We start from the raw sequence: 20,362 nt of genomic DNA on the forward strand, positions 1-20,362 counted from the left end.
GGCTGCTTTGGACGCGTTAGACACGTTTGCAGAACACTGGGGCAAGAAATACCCCAAGATTTCTCAGTCGTGGAGGGATAACCGGGCAAATCTCAGCACTTATTTTAAGTTTCCTCAGGCACTTCGGTGGCTGATCTATACGACCAACACGATTGAAGGCTTCAACCGTCAGCTCAGGAAGGTAACTAAGTCGAAATTCGTGTTTCCGACCGATGACAGCCTTTTCAAAATGCTGTATCTGGCGATGATCGACATCACGAAAAAGTGGACCGGCCGCAGACAGGACTGGAGCATAATTCACGCCCAGCTGGCAATCTACTTCGAGGATCGGATGCCCAATTGACAATCCGGCTCGGAGGTCAAGGAGCGCTGCGCCGTCGACGAGACTCCAATGGACGAGGGTGCCCCTTGACTTTCGCCCCCGTTGGCGTTATGTTGTAAACAAGGCGGGCGCAGCCAACGCCGCTCCCGCCTTGAAATATAAGTTCTATTTTACACCGCTTTTTGGTGGTTACACAGAATTCGGGATAGGCCCGCTGTTAGCTTTGCAAACTGCTGTACTTTTTCTTCAATATATATATTGCATTCTCATAACAGCATAGTGCAGCAATCCCAGCCTGGATGACCGCGTCACACATTGCAGTAGCAATTCTGTCAGATTTGTGGTATTCTATTTGTGTGCCATTAGGGTCTCTCCTTTACATCATGATTTTTTCGACAACTATCATTTTACAGGAGCCCTGATGGCTTGGCTATTGCCTATTTGCTTTTGCGAACTTGATATACGCTATCTTTTTAGTTTGCGCAACTTATTGTACCTTATCGAGTCTGCAAATAATTTTGCGCATAAATCTTGACGGGATCTCACTCGTCTGTATAATAATTTGACTGTGTGTATACACATTAACACAAAAAGAAGCCGCCAACTCGGAATGGGCAAGCGAGTTGGCGGCCAATTTTTTAGGATGTTTCGTATTCGAAAATTACTAACGTGTTGCAAAAATTTTTTTGCGTTTTCAAGGTGTTAGCCAGAGAAGATTATTCCCACTCGCTCCTGTCAGAAGTTTTCTAAACAGATTTGCTTATGGGATTTAGTTCAGGGTATCGGCATTATTTTCATTATTCAGATAGTAGGGGCTATCTGATTTTATGTTGCCATGGTGTTGCCAAGAGTCCCAGCCTCAGTATAGCGGATTGTGTAGTGAGACTCAATACACCGAAACCACAAATTATGTTTTGAACACAAAGCGATAGAGATTTTTTAGAGGAAGGGCAGCTTTTCTGCGAACTACCTAAGCTTTTTTAGTGGTATACATAGAACCTCGTATGCATATTTGTAGACATTATTGGATGCTTCATCCGGCGAAAAATCTCCGTGTGCAAGACAGCACCTAAGCATATACAACACGACCACTATTGCTCGACTTATTTTCACATCGTCTTTAACAAACGAATATGCGCCAATCTTTTTGCTCCTGTCTGGACTTCCTACATCCTCGGGCTTGGAAAGAACGGATTCAATCACATATGGAGTCATTTTGCCATAGCAGCGTAAACAAGATTCCTGTTGCGTAGGTGTCAAACTAACATATACTGATTGCTGTTGTAAGGCCTCTTCATCATACTCGTCTTGCTCAAAATGAAAAATCTCAACACCTGTACTTTTTTCTTTGACCGATGTAATAATTTTGCCGCGAATTCGAGTGCATTCGTAATGGTTTTTATAGTAATCAAAGCGTTCAGCAGCATTTAAGTTCTTAGAGGCAACGCTAGAGAAAGAAATAGCTTGTCTCGTACCTATGTATTCCTGCGTCATAAGAGCCGCATTTTGGAGTGCTTCATGCAAGTTTGCCACATTATCCCTGTAGGAAGCCCCCTCGGAGTCCTCTGCTCTCAAAAGATTTACGATATATTCTCTGAATCTATTAGATGTTTGAGCAATAGAATCAATATGCTCTTTATCGTTTTTTCCTGCAATTTCACCGCTATAGTTATACCACGCATTAAAGGCGATCCAGGCCTTCATAAAAGCAGAGTAATAATCAATTTTAATATCTATGGTATCTATCCAGTCTTTATAGCCAGGCATTCTTAATCACCTCACTTTGCAAAAAACACTTTTTGATCCATCGTTCTCAAAGCCTTTTGCTCAAGCAGGTAAGCTTCATAACGTTTTTGATTTGCCTGGAGCGCAAGCTTATTTATTCTATCCTGAATTTCGGCATTTTTCAGAATAGGGATTGGTATTTGACTCACATGCGTTGCATCAATCTCATCAATTACAGACCCATACGTATAGCGTGTAATCAACCGATAGCCATATTGCGAAGACAAAAATACACTCAGATATCCAGCTATTTCATTATTTGCAGGCACTACACGAATAATGTGTTGATTAGCTGTCCAATTCTCCCAGTGTTTTCCGACCAGCGCAACTTTTCCTATGGTTCCACTACAAGTTATAAGCGTCATGTTTTCATGCAGTTCTAGTTGTTCCTCTATACGCTCACCGTGCTGTGTTACCGAAAGATACTTCTTATTTGTAGGGTCTAATTCTCCTAATTGTTTGCCACCGATAAAAATTCGCCCATGTGCTTCATCTACATAGACACGCTTGAATCGGCCCGGTAGAATAACATTACGGCTTATCCTGCAATCACCAATCGTCGTCACCTCTGCTGCGTTTTTATTGAGATAATCAACGATAGCTTTTACAATAGGCACATGATAAGACGCATCCACACGGTTGTTAAGTTGACTTAATTTTACCAGAAAAGTTTCAACTGGAGCATCCTGAACGAAATCATCCACTCCAATCTCTTCAATGGGAGGTAATTTCAATTCCTGCACCAACAAATCCATAGCTTCATCCAGCAATTTATTGGATTCATCTCTGAGGGCATAGGAATCAATGACCATCTTATGAATTTCCTGTTTGATTTCTACCGGTGCATTTGGGATAGGAACGTCAGCTAAATGTTCAGGTTCAATATGCGTAATAACCGCTCCATAGCTATTGGTCAACAATATTTGCTGTCCAATTTTACTCTTAAGATATGCATAAATGTATCCTGCGTTATCATCGTTACTATCAATCCGCAATAGATCATGGCTGAAAATCAATCCGTCGAGGGTATCCGACACATAAGCCACTTTTCCAATTGTGCCAGAACACGTCATAAGAATTTGGCCTTTTTTGACTCGCAGAGCATCGATATCGGTATCCGTACGCTTAGAGATATAGCCGTCTGGAGTAGGCTTTATATCCACAATAGAAGATGGCTGATAAATTGGATACTCAGAGTGGTCTACCCAAATTCTCTTAAACCGCGCTCCAGTGTAAGAACTCGTTAGTCCATCATCCCCACCCAAAGCTATTGCTGGAAATTTACCGTGGATTACGATTTCTCTAGCCTGTTTTGCCTCCACATCATATACGCTGGCTTCCAAACGCTTCCCACGTGCGATAATATCTGAAAGTGTAACAGAACACCATTTTACAGGAGATTTATCAATTTCAGCTTCTTCGAAATTCTGAAGCTGATAAGCAACATTCTCGCTTACCATGATAACCCCTCTCTCTTTTTCCATTCAGCAAAAATAGGCGGCACATCCGATGTTTGGTCATCTTCAACCTTTCTCTTTTGCTCATGTGCTACAGTTCGAGATCCGTCTCCCGTTTTTCCTAATACCAAAACGCTGCTTGTATCCGGGACTAAAATTTCATTTCCTTCTTTATCTCGCTTAAAGATCGGATTTCCACGCTTATCATGACCAACCTTATCCACCATTGCCATGAAAATGTTATAATCAGCCATCGTACCGCTTTTTTCCTCAGCGTCCTTTTGCTCCTTGGTTTTCTTCTGCAAGAATAAGACCGATGTCTGTGTACCGTTTCTCGGCTGGAATGTATCGACATGGAGATCAACACTAGCAATTATGCGGTGGTTTTTAATTAACCACTCACGGATATACCCCAGTCCTGGTGCACCTAAAATATTGTCAGGTAATACTATGCCCATTCTACCGCCAGGAACAAGAAGCTGCGTGCAGCGTTCAACAAACAAAATTTCAGGAGGAACGGACGACTGCAAACGATCAGTCATCTTCCAAGTATTGGAATCTTTATCGTTTTCCCAAACATGTGCGAGATCAAATTGTTCCAAAATATCTTTATCTTTAATAGGAATTTTACTACCAAACGGTGGATTAGTTACAATCACATCAAAAAAGCCAATAGTTGAATGGTTACGAATACTCGACTTGTCAATTCCTAAAGCTTCAGCAAGACTCGTCCTGAAATCTTCGGTCCATTCATGAGGAGGCAACAAAGAGTTATTTTGCAGAATATTTCCGCTTCCGTCATTATTCATGACCATGTTCATCTTAGTTGCTTTAACCAAGTCAGGATTTATATCAAAGCCAAAGTAATTTACTTTGGCCATATCCGATACCCGATCCTGAAATGCGTTTTCAGCATCAGAATCCCACTTATCACGAGGGACTCCTAATTCTTTTGCAAAATCTCTTTCAAGTTGACTCATAACATGTGTCATAGCCGTAACTAAAAATCCGCCTGTGCCACATGAACTGTCCAATACCTTTTCATCCACTTGGGGATTGATCATTTCAACGACCATCTTCATAACATTACGTGGGGTAAAGAATTCTCCTCGATCTCCACGCAAGTTAGCGCCGACAATTTCTTCGTAGGCTTTGCCCTTAATGTCAATATTAGTATGAAGTAAGCTGTACTTTTGAAGCTCACTCACAATATATGCCAAACTCCGAGGCGAAAGCTTGATTTCATCGTTTGTGTCAAAGATCAACCGATATTTTTTCTTGTTTTTTACTCTTTCAAAAATTTTGGAAATTCTTTTTTTAACTGTAAGCTGACCATCAGGATTCGAACGTTCTTCCGATGTAGCATAAAACTCAAGTGGCTTCGGAATGTTTCGTTCATCTTCAATTTTGCAAAAGATAACCTTCAATAGTTCAAAAAAAGCGGGTTGCTTTTGCATACCATCATTAACATAAATATGATTATGGCAGGTCTTGAAGGTGAACAAAAGATTATCATCATATGCGTTTTTAAGAGACGCACGACTCGGACGATTGATATCTTCCAAATTCCCATCGGCAGACGGAATATCATTGTAATCCATAAAGTCAATCTGACCTTTATCATTTACATATTTCCGAAAAACTTCTTTTTGTCTGCCGTTTGTCCACATGCCCCACTCACAGTTAGGACATGCGGACATGTAAGATTTTAATTGTTCAACGCCATCCTTAGCGTTTCTTGCATCTACAGTTTCTTTTTTGCACTCAATAATGATCTTGATATTTTCCTGGGTCTGTGCGGTGTCTTTAGACTCAAAAATAACAATATCAGCTCTAGGCTTTCTAGAGCCCAACTGTAGCGTGTACTCTACTCGAATTTGTTCTGGAAAATATTTGTGTTCATTTACTAACCGCTTTTCGACAGTTTGACGCACATATTCTTCAGGTGTGTCATTACGAAATTTTCCATCTATGTAGTCACATATTTTCCCTTCCGGGATAACAATTACTTTTGTATCAGCCATTGCCCTTCTCTCCATTTCTTTCATTCGGGTGGACATATCGAATAATGTCCGACAACTCACAATTCAACGCATAGCAAATTCGTGCAAGGACATCAAGATCTGGTCGCTTAATATTGTTTTTACAATACGAGTTCAGTTGTGTTCTTTGCAAATTAGCTTTTTCTGAAAGCTGATTTTTGCTAATGCTATTTTGCTTCAGAAAATCCGCAAGGACAATATCAAAATGTCCATAGTCACAAGGCCCATCCATTTAGATCATCCTCCTTATATTTTATTATAGCAAACATTGTCAATATGTACAGCTGTAATTATATACACTCCACGGCATTGAAGTTTAGAATAGTGTTTGGGATGACGGCCTGAATCTCAGCTTTTATCTAAAGATTCATACTCTGTCACGGCTTTCAAATATAGTTCTGGCTCACCATTCAAAATCAGTTCGGCATAGGACAGCGGATCGTTGTAGATTAGCCAGTCCAGCTCTGACCGCTGGTACATACTGTTTGCCACCTCGTTCTCCACGGCGGTGCAGTCGATGGAGAGCAGCGTCCCGTCATCCAGGCGCAGCTCCACGCAGGCGGTGTCCAGGTTGAACTCACAGGACAAAACCTTTCTCATAGTCGTTACCTCCCAATACTTAATTTCAGTTGGTTTTCCGTAGCGGTACAAGGGCCGTTTCGGTTATTTTAGTTACCGGCAAGCAATGCGTGTGGATAGCCACACACAAATCCGGCAAGCAATGCGAGTGTTCATACACACTCACATTGAACACAGAATTTCATTCTGTGGCTGCGCGTTCTCCGAACGCTTTTTTGTCTGTGCCCAGTGCCCCGTTTCGGAGCATAGGGGTGCGTGAATCGCTCACCCCTTTTGCTAATATGGTACTCCCTAAAATAGGGCTTCCCTTGGAAGATGGGGTGGTAAAATGCCACCCCAGATTTTCCGTTCCGCGACGGTTACGACGGTCGCAACGGTGCTGGGAGTACCCCTCAAAACACCGTCGCGACCGTTGCGAGCGTCGCGCTTTACTCGATTACTTCAAACGCGGGGGCTTCCACCACCATGTAGGTCAGCCGGATACGCCGCCCGGCGTGCTTGGTTTTGTTCTCGTACTTCACCTGATGTTCTTCCAATAGGCGGCTGGCATTCACATTCAGATGCTTGGTAAGCCGGTTCACCGCCATGTCTGTTTGAATCGCTTGGGCCAGCTCGGTGGGGCTGCCTTCCCATTCCCGGTTGTCAGCAGATACGATCTTTGCCACGGCTTCCAGTACCGGATCTGGGGGTTGCTTCCAAAGCTCATTCTCTGCATGGTCGAGCCCCCAGACTAGGCTCTCTTGGTCCTTGCTTAGATACAGCCGCTGATCCGGCTGGTCTCTGCCCACAACCTCCAAGGTTGCCTTACTATCCGTCCACTTTTCCTTCTGCATCAGGAGCGCTCCATCCGCACAGCCCAGCAAGCCCGTAGTGCCGGAAATCATCTCAAAGCTGTCTCCCGCAGGCTGCTTTCTGGTGTGGTGGACGATCAGGGCGCAGACACCATAACGGTCAGCAAATTGTTTCAGTCTGCCGATTACCTCATAGTCGCTGGAGTAACTGTAACTGTCGCTCACCGCTTCCCGAACTTTTTGCAGGGTATCCACGATAATCAGCTTGGTATCACTATGTTCCCGGACGAACTTTTCCAGTTGTTCATCCAGGCCGCTGCCGATCATTTTAGCGTTGGTGGCAAAATGCAGGGAGCTTGTTCCCTCTACACCAAACATACGGAACATCCGGCGCTGCAAACGGCTCTCGTCATCTTCCAGAGCAAGATAAAGGACGGTTCCCTGGTGGACCTTGTAGCCCCACAAATCCTGACCGGTACTGATATGGTGGGCGATTTGCGCCACCAGGAAAGACTTGCCCTCGAACACATTGTCCATCAGCTCGTCCAGGGTCACAGTATGCAGATAGGCCGGGTCACTCATGCGGCGCATTTTCCGGTAAAGTTCCTCCAAATCTCTTTCGGGGGAATTGCTTTTTTCGTCTGAATCTGGTATAGTGGTCTTGGAATTTTGAGAGATTGACTGCCCATCATCTGCGCCAACAGATGAACTATGGGCGGTCATTTTCTTTATCTCATCGGTCATAGGCAAAGTCCTCCTGCATCCCGTTCATAATGGTTGCGATCATCTGGATGGTGTCCAGCAGCTCATCGTTTACGCCCTGCCCGGCCTCAATCCGGCGCAGCTCGTCCAGTACGGCGGCCAGCTGGTCCCGCAGGGCCTTGTAAACTCTGGGATTGCCCTGGACCACCACATCCCGGCAAAGCAGCCGCCGGATGATGTAATCCTGCTTGGTCAAGCCGGTGAGCTTCACCGCCGTCTCGATCTGGGTATCCTCTTCCGGGGAGACCCGAAAAGCCACGGTCTTGTTCCTCCAACGGTTGTGCTTGTCCAAATTCTTTGCTGACATTTTTAATTGCCCCTTTCCATGTTTAATTTATCCGCCATTTCCGCCTGCTTGGACGGAAACAGGTGCGCATAATTGTAGGTGATGTCAATGCTCTCATGGCCCACCCGGTCCGCGATGGCCGTGGCAGAGAATCCCATGTCAATCAGAAGCGACACCGCGCTATGACGAATATCGTGGATTCTGATGCGCGGCACCCCGGCTTCTTTGGCTCCCCGGTCCATCTCCCGGTGAAGATAGCTCTTGGTGACGGTAAACATCCGGTCATCCAGCCCGATGCCGTAAAGCATCTTGATGTAATCCTGGATTTCCTCGGCCAGAAACTGCGGCATGGTAATGACCCGATTGCTCTTTTCCGTCTTGGGGGTGGTAATCAAGTCCTGGCCGTTCAGCCGCTGATAGGACTTGTTGATGGTAACGGTACACTTCTCGAAGTCAAAGTCCGCCGGGGTCAGGGCCAGCAGCTCCCCCTCCCGGATACCGCACCAATAGAGCATCTCGAAGGCGTAGAAAGACAGCGGTTTATCCATCATCACATCGGCAAATTTCAGGTACTGTTCCTTGGTCCAGAACATCATCTCCCGGTTTTTCTTCTTGCCCATGCTGCCTGCCTTCTTGCAGGGATTCTCTCGGAGGTTGTAGTACCGAACCGCGTGGTTGAAGATGGCGCTGAGCTGGTTATGAACCGTCTTGAGATACACAGGCGAGTAGGGCTTACCGTTCTCGTCTTTGCGGTTCAGCATCTCATTCTGCCAGGTGATGATCTGCTGGGCAGTGATGTTGCACATTTTCAGCCTGCCGAAGTAGGGCAGCAGCTTGGTACGGATAATGTGATCCTTGGTGGCCCAGGTGTTTTCCTTGAGCCGGGTTTTCATATCCGCTGTGTAGAGGTCCACAAAGCTCCTGAAGGTCATGTCCAGATCAGCGCTGGTCTTGTTGAGCTGTTCGCGCTCCCAGGCCTGTGCCTCCCGTTTGGTCTTGAAGCCCCGCTTCTGGGTCTGCTTGCGCTCGCCGTTCCCATCGGTGTAGCGGTAGACCGCCCGCCAGGTGTTGGTCTTTTCTTCCTTGTAGACTGCCATGATTAGCCCTCCTTTTCCGTTTTGCCGTAGCAAAACTTCTCCATGAAAAAGTTTCGGTTGACCCGCCCGGAGATGGTCAGATAGCCCTTATCCCGGAGTTCGGCGTTGAGCTTGTGGATCACCTTGTAGGCGTGGGACTTGGAGATGCCCAGCTCCTGGGCCACTTCCTCCACGCGCATAAAGTTTTGTGCCTGCATTGAAAATACCTTCCTTTCTTCGTTGATGACTGCTTCGGATGGATGTTGTGTTCCATAAATGCCTCCTCACTTTCGTCCGCCACTTTCTTCCCGGATGTATAACCAGCGTTTGCGGCAGTTCTTTTTTATTTATTGGTTCTAAGCTATTATGCTTAGTCTATTGTCATTATACTAAGCATAATAGCTTATGTCAATCGGAGTACACAAAATAAATTAAATAAAATTGTTTAGTATTTCCTTGACTTTACTAAGCATTTCTGCTACGCTTTTCTTAAAGACAACCAACGATTGGAGTGTATGATATGGCGATTGGCGAACGGATTCACTTTTTCCGTCTCCTGCGGGGGATGACACAAAAATATCTCGGTATGGCGCTGGGCTTCCCGGAGAAGTCTGCCGATGTGCGCCTCGCGCAGTACGAAACAGGGTCAAGAACCCCTAAAGCAGACCTGACTGCCGCCCTGGCCCAGGTACTGGATGTCTCACCCCATGCACTCTCTGTCCCGGACATAGACTCCTATGTAGGGCTCATGCACACCCTGTTTACCCTGGAGGACAACTACGGGCTCAAGATCAGCGAGATGGATGGAGAAGTCTGCTTGAAGGTTGATGTGCGGAAGAGCAAGGACGCCGCCCGGCTGCATGAGATGCTCTGTTCCTGGCAACAGGCCGCTGCCATGCTGGAGGCGGGCGAAATTTCCAAAGAAGATTACGACAAGTGGCGCTACCACTATCCGGAGTTTGATAGGACTCAAAAGAAGACAAAGACGCTATCGCAAGAACTCAGCAATATCATGGTGGAAGCTTTAAAAGATGAAAAATAACTATAAGGAGTGCTCTTAGATGGTAGAGGCTTTAACACTAACAAGGCTTCACGAAGAAGTCCGCGAACGCTATGCCCATGATGAACAATGTGTTGTTGGCATTATGATGGCACGATACGATTTAGGCGTGACAAAGGACATAGTTGAGCAAAACTATCAGTATTGGCACCGCAATACTAGAAAGTACTTTGATGTGTTTTGGGCTGGATATGGTGCATATTTACCCCCAAGTGATGAGTCTTTAACTAAAACGATACTTAAATTTCCCGGTAATACTCAAAGAGCATACTTTGACCTGGATGCATTCATTGAAATCAAAGACCAGTTTAATGAGTACTTTAGCTCTCCTTATGAAGACAAACTTCAACTAATTCTTGTAAACTATCGCAACGGCCAATTACATTTTAGTGAATCTCTAAAAATTGACTTAGAAGAAAACCTTGACCCAAACTACGCAAAAATACGAAAAATAATGGAATTTGTAACTAATGAATGCCGTTCAGAATATGAGGTAGCTCCAATTGCCAAAAAGTTAAAATTAGGAAAATTGAAGGATACTTTTAAAGGCATTACTTTAAGCGATGTAATCAATGCAGCCATAGGAATTGCAGGACTAACAGTTTAATATGATGCAAAAAAAGAGCTAACTGACTAATCAAAATCAGTTAGCTCTTTTTTTATGAATAATGAAAAAGTGTTGCCAAATCGTTGCCACGGATGGCCTTAACCTCTAAAAAAACCAGTTATATCAGGCTTTTCCGAGTCTCTGAAATCATTCCCACTCGCCGAGTTAAATCCATTTCTAAACTTTTTTGTATAGAGGATTTGATTCGTCGTGGTTTTGTTTGATACAGATTATCCTTATCCTAAGGTCTATTCGGACTTTTGCTATCAAAAATCTATCCAGGCCATCCTATCACGAGTTTTGCTTGAGATGCACAATTGGGTGGCTTAGGAGTATTATAGCACTAACAAAGCACCTTGACAATCTTTCCATACACTTTTAGGGTGTCTCCATCATGAATTTCAATAGGGTGGTATTCAGCATTATCCGAGCAAAGAAAGATCTTTCCATCTTTATGTAGCAGTTTTTTACAGTAAACTTCCCCGTTAAGGAAAAATGCACCACTTATGCCATCAGCTATTTCACTTTGCTTTTTGACAAAGACGGTACTTCCGTTGGGAATATCCGGCTCCATACTGTCACCAGATACATGAAGCGCAAAGTCCCCATCCTCAACATCCGTTTCATATTCTACAAAAGGTATGTCACTATCCAGCATATTCTCACCTGAACCAGCGGACAAAGGAATATCATATAGATGGATAATCCGCTTTTTCGGATTAGCTATAATATCAAATTCTTCGTTTGTGCGAATGTCTGCCATCCATTTCTGAATCTCATGGATTGCATCCGGAATATACGATTCGATGTGATCCGGACTTAAGCAGTACATAAAACATAAAACCTCTTTGCAAGTGCGCTGTTTTTCTTCTTCTGAAATAAAACGGTAAAAACTAAGATCGCCTTGCATCGCATAAACACGGGTTTCAAAATGACTTTCTCCATGGAGCACGAGCCGATACATAAGGTTTTCAAAATACCTAGAATGATTGCCCAAACTTTTTATAACCTTCGGGTCAAAAGAGACTTCTGCAATTCCTGTCCCATAAATAAAAGTAGAGAATGCTTCCAATGCTCGTCGCATAGAATTACCAATTGCCAAATCTAACCCCTCGGTATTGCTCATTGCATAGTTAAAAATCATGTGTAGCAAATCACGATATTCATTAATGGACTTTATCGGATCTGACAAAGTTCTCCCTTGCAACTCAAATGATTTACCCTTAACTGACACACCTAGCTTTTGCTTTTTGAAAGACTTCTCCATTTCGTCAGCTATTTTTTGCAAATCAGAAAATGTAGATAAATCGTGTGTCAAAAATAGGATTTTACTTTTGGCATTACCTTTAATAATTCTATGTGTCTGGTACCTCAGGAAGGAGCTTATACCGACTTTGTTCTCAAAATCAAAGCTAGAAATAGGATCATCAATAACCACTAATTCTTCATCCTGATATAGTCTTCCAATATCCTGATTTGACAATATCTGAGTAAAGAAATAGCATAAAGCAATAATGTTTCTCTCGCCTAGGGAAACGCTTTTGGGTTTAACATCATTGCCGTTTGATTTCAAGTAGTACTTGTCATTTTTCAACTCAATCGAAAGCCGACCATGCGAAAAAAACACATAATCGAGCGCATTGTTTATGTTTTCAATAGCCAGCCCCACATTTGACTTTTGCAACTCAAGAGCCTTTAAATGCTCTGAGGTTTCGTTCACCTCTTTCTGCTTGGTTTGCAGTTTGGCCTCTGCGGCTCTCATTTCGCGCTGTTGCTTCAGGTAATCTCGATACGCTTGTCCTATCTGCAGGTGTGCAATTTTTTTGTTAATCAGAAGCAAATCTCGCAAGATTGCTTTTCGTCGGTGAATGGCATCTACAAATTCTTGCCGTTTTGACTCAAGTTTACTTAAAAGCACATTTAGTTGCTGGATACTGTTTTCCAAACCTATGGGGGCAATATTTACCGGATTGTAAATACTATTTAACTTCAGTTGGATAGCGGCTAAATATTGCTCTATCAATTTTTGACAATTCTCAATCTGTTCCTGGATTTCTTTTACTAACCCAGCATCCAAATCCGTAAAATGAGAATAGTCTTGACCAAATCCAGGAAAAGATATTGCCCGTAATTCTGCCTTATGCTCATCAACATCCTTGTTCAGTACTTTATTGATGCTATTAATTAGGCTACGACGATATTCATCATCAATCTCCCGGAAACAGTAGGGACATACAGTAGTAGCTCCATCACTAAAATCATTTTTTGCTGCCTCAACAATAGATTGCCGTCCACTCTGAATCATTGAAAGAATCATCGATTCTCGCTCAGTCAACACGGGCTTTTCGACGAGCTCTGCTAATAGATCACAAATTACTCTCTCAAAGCCGTCCGTGAACTCAATTCCACCGATGGGCACCGGATAGCTTGTTGTGACATCGGCCACCTTATCTAGTAGCGCCTTGGTTTCATCAAACTTTTGTTGTAATTGTTCTTTAGTCTCAGAAACAGAAAGGCCTCCTATTTCTCTGACAACCTCTTCTGTTACCTTCGAGTTAATTTTGTTTCCCTTGATTGCAGCATCTGTAGTTGCCCAATCGCCCTGTAATACTTTTTTGATACGAGTAAAATGGTAATCAGGGCTAAGCGGGTTATTCTTATTTCCAAATGATTGCAATGCTGTTTGAGCTACATCATGTTCTTCTTGAGCTGCCGCCAATAACGCCGTATAGCGATCTATATCTGCCTGTAAATCAACTTGGCCTCCTAAAAGGATAATAGTCCCCAACCCATCTGCATCGATCTTTACATTTTCGTCAATATATTTTTCGTTGAATACAAATATTTTGCTTTCAGGTACCAAATCAATCTCGTTACCAGCTCGATCAATCAGTGAAGCAGATAATTCTTCTGTATCCTCACTGGAAGCAATTTGAGAAAAGCCATCTGAAATTGTACTTTTACCGCTGCCATTTTTACCGTAAACAATAGCAATACGGTCGTTATCATTAGGGAAAAAAGTCAAATTTGTTTTCTTTGAAAAGCAACGACCACAGATTGAAAGACCTTTTACTTTTTCAATCATAGTTTCATCACCTCATTGTTTTCTCTTCATTCCTTTTGGCCTCTTAGCCTCTCATACAGCACCGTGCCCACGGTTTCCATGACCTGCCGCATCATGTCAGGATCAGAGAACATCTTCACAAAGAAGTCCTCATTCTGCTCATACCGGGCGGCAGCCATGTTGGGAAAGTCCTTCTCGAACAGTAGCATGAAGGTCTTGCGGTCATTGTTCTGGGCGTAGCTGTGCCATTTGTCCTGAGCGGCATAGTCGTTCTCCATCTGAAGCAGGACCTTATCCATCTCGGTGAAGTTGGTGCCGTACTTCTCATTGATTTTGTCAATGATAACCGTCAGCGGATCACGCTTCTTCTCTTTGCGGCCAGCCTCGCCGGTAATTGGGCGGAAACCCTCCGGGGCGCTCTCCAGTTGGATTCCGCCCTCGAAGTCCTTTTCCAAACGGTAATACTCCAGCAACACCTTGTCATCCACATAGACCTTATCCCGCCCGCCTTTGGGTAGCATGGTATAGAGGAATTTTGCATATACACTGAACTTGTGGATATCTTTATCAAACAAGCGGCAGACCTGCGTGACGAAGGCATAGATGCGGTTGAATCGGGCTAGAGTAGACTTGAACAGCTCCTGCTTTTCTTCCTCCAGTGCCTCGAAACGATCCAGCGCCGGGCGAATGGTGCCTTGTAGTTTGCCCAAATCGCCACCGGACTGTTCCTTGGAGGAATAGAAAATCTCCGCAAATCGGTCAATCTCCATCTGCTGATATACCCGGTACTCGTCCAAGGTGTTCTTCAGGTCGTACACCACATTGGGGTCGGTCTCCTCTTCCAGAACCGTCTCCTCGTAGTACGGCTCAAAGGCTTTTCTGATGTCCTCGGCAGAGTTCACGAAATCCAGGACAAAAGTATCCTTCTTGCCCCGCATGGTGCGATTTAGTCGGGAAAGTGTCTGAACTGCCTTCACGCCGGACAGCTTCTTGTCCACAAACATGGTGTGCAGCAGCGGCTCGTCAAAGCCAGTCTGATACTTTTCTGCAACAATCAGCATCCCATATTCATCTGTATGGAACGCCTCCGGCAGGGCCTTCTCTTTGATGATCTCGCCGGATTTTGTTTTGTTCAGATTCTCCTCAGTGTAGGTTTCGCCATTGTCCTCTACCTCGCCGGAGAAGGCCACCAGCACATCCAAGTCGGTATACCCCTTCTCCTGGATCTGTCGCTTGAACTCCAGCAGGTAGCGTACCGCATGGAGCCGGGAGGGCGTCACGATCATGGCCTTGGCCTTGCCACCAATCTTGTGCCGGGTCACATTGCGGAACTGATCCAGCATGATAGCCGTTTTCTGCGAGATGTTGTGGGGGTGCAGCGTTTCAAACTGCCGGATAGCACGCACACCAGCGGCGGTGTCCAGCTCCGGGTCATCGGGGATGGCTTTGGCAATCTTAAAGTACATGTTGTAGGTCATGTAGTTTTGCAGCACATCCAGAATAAAGCCTTCCTCGATGGCCTGCCGCATGGAATACACATGGAAGGGGTGGTATTTGCCGCTCTCATCCCGCTGGCCGAACATTTGCAGCGTTTTGTCCTTGGGGGTAGCCGTAAAGGCGAAGAAGGACAGATTTTCGTGGATACCCTGGGCAGCTAGCTCATCCAGCAGCTTGTCCTCATCGTCCTTGCGCTTGGCCTCCTCCTCGTACTCCGCTTTGGCGTACTCCTCCAGAACTTTCTCGGTATCGGCCAGTGCTCGTTTCAGCTTGCGGGCGGCATCGCCGGTCTGGGAAGAATGGGCTTCGTCCACAATGACCGCAAATCGCTTATTGCCAGAGCGCACTTCTTTGTAGATGACCGGAAACTTCTGAAGGGTGGTGATGATGATGCCCGTCCCGGCTTCGATGGCCTCCCGAAGCTGCCGGGCGTTCTTGTCGATCTTCTGCACCACACCTGCTACATGGTCGAACTGATAGACGGTATTTTGCAGCTGACTGTCCAGCACCCGGCGGTCAGTGACGATGATGACGGACTGGAAGATTTTCTCGTCGTGGTCATCATGCAGACCGCTGAGCCGGTGGGCCAGCCACGCAATGGAATTGGACTTGCCGGAACCGGCGCTGTGCTGAATCAAATAGTTCTTGCCAGAGCCGTTAGCCTTTACATCGGCCAGCAGCTTGGTCACCACATCCAGCTGGTGATACCGGGGGAAGATCATCCGCTCGGACTTTATTTCGCCGGTCTTTTCGTCTTTCTCCTGCTGCAAATGGAGGTATTTATGTAAGATCTCCAGCAGGCGATCCTTGCACAGCACATTCTCCCACAGGTAGGCGGTATCGTAGCCGTCAGGGTTGATGGGATTACCCTTACCGCCCACATTTCCGGCCCCATTGCTGCCCTGGTTGAAGGGTAGAAAATAGGTTTTCGCACCCTCCAGCCGGGTAGTCATATACACATTGGTTAGATCCACGGCAAAGTGAACCAGCACCCGGTTTTTGAACTCGAAAATGGCATCTTTCCCCGCTCGGTCGAATTTATATTGCTGGATGGCGTTGGCGGTGTCCTGCCCCGTAAACTGGCATTTCAGTTCCATGGACACCACTGGGATACCGTTGAGGAACAGGACAATATCAATGCTGTTTTCGTTGCTCAGGGAGTAGTGGAGCTGCCGGGTACAGTGGAGGATGTTGGCGGCGTACTGGGCCTGACTGGTTTCATTGATAGAGGTCTCTGGCTTCCAGAACACGGCCCGGAACTTGATGCCCCGATCGGTGAAGCCCTGGCGCAGTACTTTCAGGAGGCCCACCATCTTTACTTCCCGGCAAAAACGGTCGACGAGCTGCTGCTCACTGTCAGTACCGTAGATTTTCTCAAACCGCTCCCATTGCTTGGGCTGGCTTGTCCGAATGAAGGAAAGAAACGTGCCGGTGTCCAGCGCTTTTTCCCGATTGAAGGCAACAGAGTTGCCCTTCTGATAACCGCCGTATGTAGTGAGGTATTCCTCAATATCCTGCTCAAAGCGTTTTTCTTTTACATCAAAGTCGGGCATGGTCGCACCTACTTTCTCAGATAATGCCGTGTTTCTTTGCGTAGTCCGCCAAAACAGCACAGCAGGTAGCGGTTAACGCCCCCTGATATGCTGGATCAACCTTGTCCACACTATCCAGATAATCCTGCAACTTGTGTGCCGCTTCCAGCACTTGTTGTACCTGATTTTGATGGTACTGCTGCTGGGCTTGTTGCTGAATATAGTTGTAGTCCCAAATGTTATAAAGTGGGTTCATAGCTTATACCTCTTTCTTTCCGGTCACAACCTCATAAATGAGGGATTTTTTATAATCAATAAGTTCATCAACGATTTTTTCCTTTTTAGAAACAGCTGCATCTATGCTGCTTGTTCTGTTATTCAAATGATTAACAATTTGTATTTGTTCTTCTATCGGTGGATAAGGAATCACAAAGTCACGAAGGGTACGTAACGATAAATTAGCTATAGTTGAACCCAACAAACTCAAGTCCATAATAAGTTTTGCGGTATAGCTCTGAAGATAATAACGAATAAATTCTCTGCTTTCGGTTGACTTAAGCGTTATAAAACCAGCACTTTTTCCTAACAATATTTTTTCGCCATGATAAAATGATATTTTACCGTATGTTGCTCCATTAAGAGTAACAAACACTGTATTTCCTGTCAGAAGTGGCAGCTTATATGAAGCATATTCTGTATCGCTAATTGTGTTGGTATCTTCTTTAAAAACTAAGTATTCTTCCCCTATATTGTTTCCATTTACAAAATAAACGTTTCCATCCTCATCGTATGTCGGAGTTGCATGTATCCCATCCCCAATGTCGAGTGAAAGATACTTTAATTTATTAAGTACCCAATGCTCCGGTATCTCCCCAATCCACTCAACCCCGCTGTCCTTCATGGGCACATTGGGATTTAGACCTTTTGTGACGGCTTCGGTGATAACGGACAGCTTATAGGCTTTCAGCTTCTCAATTACTTCCTGCTGCCAGGCAATGATGGCGTCAATCTGCCTGCACTTGCGGTCGAGGTAGTCGGCAATGCGACGCTGCGTATCTATGGGCGGTACTTGACACTTAAGTGCTAAAAATTTGTCGGGATATAATCTTAATCGAGAATCAATAATGCCAGTTGAATATTGTTTGAAAAGATTTGCATACATATCTGTGCGAAACAGGTAATGAAAATATTTAGCACACATATTTTGCTTTGCACGATAGATACAATAAGCTGGGCTAACAATGCCGGTATATTTGCTCACGCCCAAAGCCCTTTTCCACGCCAACATAATGTTCATTACCAAATCATTTTCTTTGCAGATTTTATATCCATCAAGAGTTTCTGCATGAGTTAGCATATCATCGTCGCTTATTCTTTCACTTTTGGGCGCAACTCCATAATATTCAGACACAGAAAGCAGAGTGTAGTTTTCACCATTTTCGCATCGGTCATTTACTTCTGAAAACAACTGCTTTATTCTCGAAATTTTCCAACCTTCTGGAATCTCCCCAATCCACTCAATCCCGCTGTCTTTCATCTCCCTCATTCTCCAAACACCTCCGCCAGAGCGCCGTCCAGCTCCGCTTCAATGGTCAGGATCTCCTGCATGATCTCCGCCGAGGGCTTGGGGGCTTCATATTTGTAGAAATACCGGGTGAAGGGGATCTCGTAGCCCACCTTGGACTTTTTCTCGTCGATCCAGGCATCCGGCGCAAAGGGCAGAACTTCCCGCTCAAAGTAGGTCCGGATGTCCTCTTTCAGCGGCACATTTTCCGTGTCCCGCAGGGCGGTGTCCGGCTGGGGCTTGCCCTTCTTCAAAATCGGCTGGCCGTTTTCGTCCTTTAGCGGGCGCTCCACAGTGATTTTGGTATAGCCAAAGTCGGCAGTGTCAAAAATTTTGCTGATCTCACTCTCCACAAAGTCGCCGTACAGCCGGGTGATCTCCGCAATGGCGCTCTCTGGGATGTCATTGCGTTTGTTGCCCAGAGCCTTGCGGCGCTTTTCATACAGACCGTTGGCGTTGATGAGCTGCACCCGCCCCTCTCGCTTGGTGCCTGCTTTCTTGTTGGACAGCACCCAAATGTAGGTGGCAATGCCGGTATTGTAGAAAATATCGTTTGGCAGAGCGATGATGGCCTCCAGCAGGTCATTTTCCAGAATGTACTTGCGAATCTCGGAAGGGCCGCTGCCGGCATCGCCGGTAAAGAGGGGAGAGCCGTTGTGAATGATGGCAATGCGGCTGCCGCCGTCCTTGGGCTCCTTCATTTTGGAAATGGCAGTCAGCAGGAACAGCATCTGCCCATCGCTGGCGGCAGGCAGGCCAGGGCCAAACCGCCCGGCAAAGCCTCGTTTGGACTCGGCTTCCACCGCCGCTTTCTCGTTCTTCCACTCCCGGCCAAAGGGAGGATTGGACAGCACATAGTCGAAAGTCTGGCTCTCAAACTGGTCATCGGATAGTGTGTTGCCGTCCTTGATAAAGTCGGCGTTGTTGCCCTTGATGAGCATGTCCGCCTTGCAGATGGCAAAGGTCTGGTCGTTCAGCTCCTGCCCGAAGGCCATCAGTTCGGTGGAGGCATTGAGCTGGTGCAGATATTCCTCTGCCACTGACAGCATACCGCCGGTACCACAGGCCGGGTCATAGATGGTCTTGGCCACATTGTTGCCGGAGAGAATGTCATTGTCATCGTAGAACAGGATATTGACCATCAGTTGGATCACTTCTCTGGGAGTGTAGTGCTGCCCGGCGTCCTCGTTGTGGGATTCAGAAAACCGGCGGATGATCTCCTCAAAGATATAGCCCATCTCCAGATTGGAGATCACATCTGGGTGCAGATTTGCCTTAGGAGAAGTAAATTCTTTGATGACAATGTATAGGATACCCTTGTTGGCCATGGTGGTGATCTGTCCGTCAAACTTGAACTTTTCCAGAATGTCCTGGACATTCTCTGAGAAACCGTTCAGATAGTCCCGGAAGTTGGCCTCGATGTTGTCCGGGTCATCCAGCAACCGCTCAAAGGTGAACTTGCTGGTGTTGTAAAACGCCTTGCCGGAGGCCTTGCACAGCAGCACATCCCGCATGGGGAGATTCTTCACAGCTTCGTACTTCTCCAGCACCGCATCCTTGGTGTCGGCCAGGATGCAGTCGAAGCGGCGGATCACCGTAAGGGGCAGGATCACCTCACCGTATTCATGGGGCTTATATACCCCGGTCAATTTATCGGCTATCGCCCAGATCAGGGCGGCTTTTTCACTTACATTGGCACTCAAGCTCATGATTCTTTTCCTTCCTTTTCCTCTGGAACAAACTCCAGAATATCGTCCACGCCGCACTCCATCACGCGGCAGATCCGTTCTATACTTTCGATGGAAACATACTCGTTTCGCTTTAGGCGGGTGATAATGTTGGCACTAAAACCAGCCTTTTCTTTCAGCTGTGCGTTACTTATCTTTTTATCAATCATCAAATGAAATAACCGATCATAACAAATCGCCATTTTAGTTC

The 20,362-nt window shown here is 45.6% G+C and carries 18 protein-coding genes; 3 read left to right on the forward strand and 15 right to left on the reverse strand.

Annotated elements, in window-relative coordinates; all coding sequences use genetic code 11:
- On the forward strand, positions 1-343 hold a 343-nt coding region (locus PGS25_RS00005), incomplete at its 5' end, for a transposase (protein WP_270417265.1).
- A gap of 945 nt (positions 344-1,288) precedes the next feature.
- On the opposite strand, the gene PGS25_RS00010 is transcribed toward PGS25_RS00005, so the two are convergent.
- The 9 genes from PGS25_RS00010 to PGS25_RS00050 all read right to left on the reverse strand — a co-directional run bounded on the left by PGS25_RS00010 (position 1,289) and on the right by PGS25_RS00050 (position 9,318).
- Entirely contained in the window at positions 1,289-2,089 is an 801-nt protein-coding gene (locus tag PGS25_RS00010) for a hypothetical protein (protein ID WP_118564180.1), read from the reverse strand.
- Positions 2,090-2,100: 11 nt separating this feature from the next.
- Positions 2,101-3,567, reverse strand: coding sequence for a restriction endonuclease subunit S (locus tag PGS25_RS00015; protein ID WP_270417266.1), 1,467 nt, complete (start codon positions 3,565-3,567; stop codon positions 2,101-2,103).
- Entirely contained in the window at positions 3,561-5,588 is a 2,028-nt protein-coding gene (locus PGS25_RS00020; protein ID WP_176923696.1) for an N-6 DNA methylase, read from the reverse strand. The genes PGS25_RS00015 and PGS25_RS00020 overlap by 7 nt, the downstream gene beginning before the upstream one ends.
- Complete coding sequence (locus PGS25_RS00025) at positions 5,581-5,838, reverse strand: helix-turn-helix domain-containing protein (protein WP_118564178.1); 258 nt, start codon at positions 5,836-5,838, stop codon at positions 5,581-5,583. Before PGS25_RS00025 ends, PGS25_RS00020 begins: the two co-directional genes overlap by 8 nt.
- Before the next feature lie 116 nt (positions 5,839-5,954).
- Complete coding sequence (locus tag PGS25_RS00030) at positions 5,955-6,206, reverse strand: DUF6061 family protein (protein ID WP_118564177.1); 252 nt, start codon at positions 6,204-6,206, stop codon at positions 5,955-5,957.
- Between the two features lie 407 nt (positions 6,207-6,613).
- Positions 6,614-7,720: an AAA family ATPase gene (locus tag PGS25_RS00035; protein ID WP_118564176.1), complete on the reverse strand. Its 1,107-nt coding sequence runs from the start codon at positions 7,718-7,720 to the stop codon at positions 6,614-6,616.
- The gene (locus tag PGS25_RS00040) at positions 7,710-8,045 is read right to left on the reverse strand and encodes a plasmid mobilization protein (RefSeq protein WP_108981136.1); all 336 of its coding nucleotides are present in this window, start codon (positions 8,043-8,045) and stop codon (positions 7,710-7,712) included. The genes PGS25_RS00035 and PGS25_RS00040 overlap by 11 nt, the downstream gene beginning before the upstream one ends.
- A gap of 2 nt (positions 8,046-8,047) precedes the next feature.
- On the reverse strand, positions 8,048-9,121 hold the full coding sequence (locus PGS25_RS00045) for a site-specific integrase (protein ID WP_270417267.1): 1,074 nt from the start codon (positions 9,119-9,121) through the stop codon (positions 8,048-8,050).
- A 2-nt stretch (positions 9,122-9,123) separates the two neighbouring features.
- Positions 9,124-9,318: a helix-turn-helix domain-containing protein gene (locus PGS25_RS00050; RefSeq protein ID WP_204704359.1), complete on the reverse strand. Its 195-nt coding sequence runs from the start codon at positions 9,316-9,318 to the stop codon at positions 9,124-9,126.
- 302 nt (positions 9,319-9,620) lie between these two features.
- On the opposite strand from PGS25_RS00050, the gene PGS25_RS00055 reads away from it, so the two are divergent.
- Positions 9,621-10,142 (forward strand): helix-turn-helix domain-containing protein, encoded by a 522-nt coding sequence (locus PGS25_RS00055; protein WP_118564173.1) that lies wholly within the window; start codon positions 9,621-9,623, stop codon positions 10,140-10,142.
- Positions 10,143-10,161: 19 nt separating this feature from the next.
- Positions 10,162-10,767: a hypothetical protein gene (locus tag PGS25_RS00060; protein ID WP_118564172.1), complete on the forward strand. Its 606-nt coding sequence runs from the start codon at positions 10,162-10,164 to the stop codon at positions 10,765-10,767.
- Positions 10,768-11,110: 343 nt separating this feature from the next.
- Here the strand turns inward: PGS25_RS00060 and PGS25_RS00065 are convergent, their stop codons facing one another.
- The 6 genes from PGS25_RS00065 to PGS25_RS00090 are packed head-to-tail and all read right to left on the reverse strand — an operon-like array spanning position 11,111 to position 20,354.
- On the reverse strand, positions 11,111-13,852 hold the full coding sequence (locus tag PGS25_RS00065; protein ID WP_117491237.1) for an AAA family ATPase: 2,742 nt from the start codon (positions 13,850-13,852) through the stop codon (positions 11,111-11,113).
- Positions 13,853-13,878: 26 nt separating this feature from the next.
- The gene (locus PGS25_RS00070) at positions 13,879-16,881 is read right to left on the reverse strand and encodes a type I restriction endonuclease subunit R (RefSeq protein WP_270417268.1); all 3,003 of its coding nucleotides are present in this window, start codon (positions 16,879-16,881) and stop codon (positions 13,879-13,881) included.
- 16 nt (positions 16,882-16,897) lie between these two features.
- Positions 16,898-17,116 carry a hypothetical protein gene (locus PGS25_RS00075; RefSeq protein WP_117491239.1) on the reverse strand — a complete coding sequence of 73 codons (219 nt, stop codon included), beginning with the start codon at positions 17,114-17,116 and terminating at the stop codon, positions 16,898-16,900.
- A 3-nt stretch (positions 17,117-17,119) separates the two neighbouring features.
- The gene (locus PGS25_RS00080) at positions 17,120-18,406 is read right to left on the reverse strand and encodes a restriction endonuclease subunit S (protein ID WP_270417269.1); all 1,287 of its coding nucleotides are present in this window, start codon (positions 18,404-18,406) and stop codon (positions 17,120-17,122) included.
- On the reverse strand, positions 18,403-20,133 hold the full coding sequence (locus PGS25_RS00085) for a type I restriction-modification system subunit M (protein ID WP_117555050.1): 1,731 nt from the start codon (positions 20,131-20,133) through the stop codon (positions 18,403-18,405). Before PGS25_RS00085 ends, PGS25_RS00080 begins: the two co-directional genes overlap by 4 nt.
- A complete protein-coding gene (locus PGS25_RS00090) occupies positions 20,130-20,354 on the reverse strand; it encodes a helix-turn-helix domain-containing protein (protein ID WP_071422329.1) in 225 nt (74 codons plus the stop codon). Before PGS25_RS00090 ends, PGS25_RS00085 begins: the two co-directional genes overlap by 4 nt.
- Between the last annotated feature and the right edge of the window lie 8 nt (positions 20,355-20,362).

Origin of the sequence: Butyricicoccus sp. AM78-15b2TA (genome assembly GCF_027665985.1) — a bacterium.
Lineage (GTDB): Bacteria > Bacillota > Clostridia > Oscillospirales > Butyricicoccaceae > Agathobaculum > Agathobaculum butyriciproducens.